The sequence below is a fragment of the Endozoicomonas sp. SESOKO1 genome, assembly GCF_024606265.1.
In the GTDB taxonomy this organism is placed as follows: domain Bacteria; phylum Pseudomonadota; class Gammaproteobacteria; order Pseudomonadales; family Endozoicomonadaceae; genus Endozoicomonas.
The window spans coordinates 1-2,807 of record NZ_JAHHPP010000004.1 but is presented as its reverse complement, the minus strand read 5'-3'; the positions used below and the strand labels follow the sequence as shown (position 1 = coordinate 2,807).

2 protein-coding genes are annotated in these 2,807 nt (G+C 51.4%); both read right to left on the bottom strand.

The features are described 5' to 3' along the window. Window positions 1-73: 73 nt before the first annotated feature. Window positions 74-1,849, bottom strand: coding sequence for an F-box/WD40 repeat-containing protein (locus KDK13_RS00305; protein WP_257282727.1), 1,776 nt, complete (start codon window positions 1,847-1,849; stop codon window positions 74-76). Between the two features lie 268 nt (window positions 1,850-2,117). Further along, the gene (locus KDK13_RS00300; RefSeq protein ID WP_257282726.1) at window positions 2,118-2,636 is read right to left on the bottom strand and encodes a hypothetical protein; all 519 of its coding nucleotides are present in this window, start codon (window positions 2,634-2,636) and stop codon (window positions 2,118-2,120) included. Window positions 2,637-2,807: the final 171 nt, after the last annotated feature.

Here is a 2,807-nt window from a genome sequence, read left to right as displayed (position 1 = left end):
TCCTCGCTACGGGCGCTATTCTCGGACAGGCTCCTAGGACTTGCCAACTGTGGCACCGTTCCTTTTGCATCTCTCAGTTCCCAGACTTCTGACAACCACTTGGTAACCAGCGCTTTTCATCACTGCGCCCGAAGATCCCCACCATCGAAGGATTATAGGTCAGCACATGAAGGCCCGATGGGCTAAACCAGGGTGTGGGCGTTGGGGCGCATTCCCCGGTGATGGTTTCAATTGCCCATTGTCCAGCCTGGCTCTTTCCCCAGATGTAGACTTCACCTGACTCGCAGCTGGTTACCAAGTGGTTGTCAGACGGACTGAACTGCGCGCATTTCAGGGGAGAACTATGTTTGAGCATGATTACTGAATCAAGAATCGCTTTTGATATGGCATCCGGCTGCGACAAGCCACCATGGTTCAGCGACCCGTCAGACAATTTTTCCGGTATGCGCCATAGCAGCAAATCACGGTCACTGGACCTGCCTTTGAGCATATCACGGCCCATGAACCAGCCACGAGCGAACACATATTGACCGGCAGTGCTCAAGTAAACCGGCCAATAGTATGGGAAGATTATCGTCTCTTCCCATTTCCCCGATGGTTCCCGGCTGTAAATTGAGACCCGTGCAGGATTGGTAAAACCTTCTGTAATACCCACCAGAAGCTGATCCGCAACCTTGCTGAATTGGAAATGAACAATATGATCATGTCTGCATGTTGCTAACCAATCTGCATTCCAGGCTGCACCGCTACCTTGATCCAGAGATAATATCGACATTTGACTCGCCCATGCCGGTGGACGCGTCCAGAGCACTGCCAAATACTGCTCCGATGGACTGAACAGGGCGTGGTTAACCAACGCTCCAGAGAGGCCGAGAACCGGCATTTTCTGCCATTTATTATTTTCGTCCATGCAATAGACGGTGAAAGAACCGCGCTTATAGGCCATCATATATTTCCCCGAGGGGCTGAATAGGACTTTATGACCCGGCAACGTTGCCTTGCCGACACGGTCCCAACCGCTGTGGGCAGACCGGAACCTATTCACGCAACTCTCACCGTTCCAGGTTAACAGGCGATTTTCGCAAGCACTGAAATTTGCCCTGGTAACCACCCGGGAGCCGCTGTTATCGGACCATTTCAGGTGCTCTTCTGCCCATTGCCCCTGGTCATCCCTGGCCAGAATTCGGGAGTCATTCAGGCAACGGCCATAAAACAATAGACGACGACTGGACGGGCTGAAGCAAACCTCAAGAGGGGCGCCGGTCTGTGGCTGTAAATACCATTGCGCACGCTGAGGGAGCGTGACTTTATATCGTTCAACCGGGTGGTAAGACGGAGATGCTTCCATTCTTCTCAGGGTGGCACGACAGAGCAGTGCGGTCATCTGCGGCAGGTTCTTTATTATCCTGTCCCTGAACGATATCCCTCTGCCGTTGAGTGGTGCTGGATAGGCAAATGGGTGCCAGTACAGGCTTTTTTTCTGCCCCAGGGCATGTTGCTGGTACTGCTTCCGAAAGCTTCGGGGAAGTTGGGTAAAAAACGACAGTTCCTGAATATAGTTGCATCCCTTGACCACATCCCGAAATGCCAGACAGGTTGCATTTACACGCCGGATATCATCGAATTCAAGGTAATCAAAAATCATGGCCAAAAGTTCGAGAGGGAGTTCAGTGATCTTTCTTTGCCGCAATGGTTGTTGAGGGGGGGCTGTTTGCGGGAGTAGTTTGTGCGGACTGGCCTCCGGGAGTAAGGAAGTGGACTTGGCAGGGATCATTTCTGGCGACTGATTTTCAGGCCAATCCGGCACCATCGAAGCTCCCACAGTGCCTGAAGACAAAGGGTTGCACATGTCTTACCCCGTTCTTAATGAGTGATTACCGGCACTTCGCAACAATGAATTTATGGCTTTAATGGACAGGCCAAAAGTCAGGAAGTTCCCGGGGAGCCTCCCGGGAGGGAGTAGCGAAAAATCTATCAGCTCACTCCGCTGTCATTCTGTTCAGGTCGCTATTCTCGGTAGCGCGAGTCTTCAATGTGTTGATTGAGCCAATACTCAGTTTTCTCCTTTTTGTGCATATCTCTTGCGGATATGACTCTTATCAGGGTTTTCCCCTCCCTTAAAACAAAGGTGAGTTGGTGGAGGCTGTCAATTCCCAGACTTGTAGCGTGATATCGGTATCGTCATCATCCGTAGTACGGCTCAGAACCACCACTTCATGCTCTGATAGTGGGTTGAAGTAGGCTTTCAATATGTCCTCTTGCCGGATAACCCCCTTGAGTGACCAGTGCTTTTGATCGTTGCGCCCCAGGATTCCTACCATCGAAGAGTTGCAAGTCAACGCATGAATGCCAGACAGGCTAAAGCAGGATCTGATGGTTGGGGCACATTCCCTGGTGGTGGTTTGAATTGACCATTCTCCTGCCCGGTTCTTCCCCCAGATATGGACTTTATCTGGCCTGCAGAAGACCAGTAAGTGGCTGTCAGACGGATTGAACAGCGCCGTATCCACACGGGAATCATGTTGCAGCTTGATAAATGATTCAAGCCTTGCCTTCGATGCGTCATCCAGCTCAGGCAAGCGACAATGGTTCAGCGACCAGTCAGACAATTTTTCCGGTCTGCGCCATAGCAGCACATCACGGCCACTGGTGCTGTATTTACTGAATACGTATTTACCGGCGGGGCTTAAGCGAAGCGGATAGAGGTATGGGAAGATGACCGTCTCCTGCCATTTTCCTGATGGTTCAGGGCTGTAAATTGAGACCCGTCAGCGCCTGATATGATCTTCGGTAATACCCACCAGAAG

Coding starts and splice junctions, on each gene's coding strand:
- KDK13_RS00305 (WP_257282727.1), bottom strand. CDS start 1,849: ATGTGCAACCCTTTGTCTTCAGGCACTGTGGGAGCTTCGATGGTGCCG.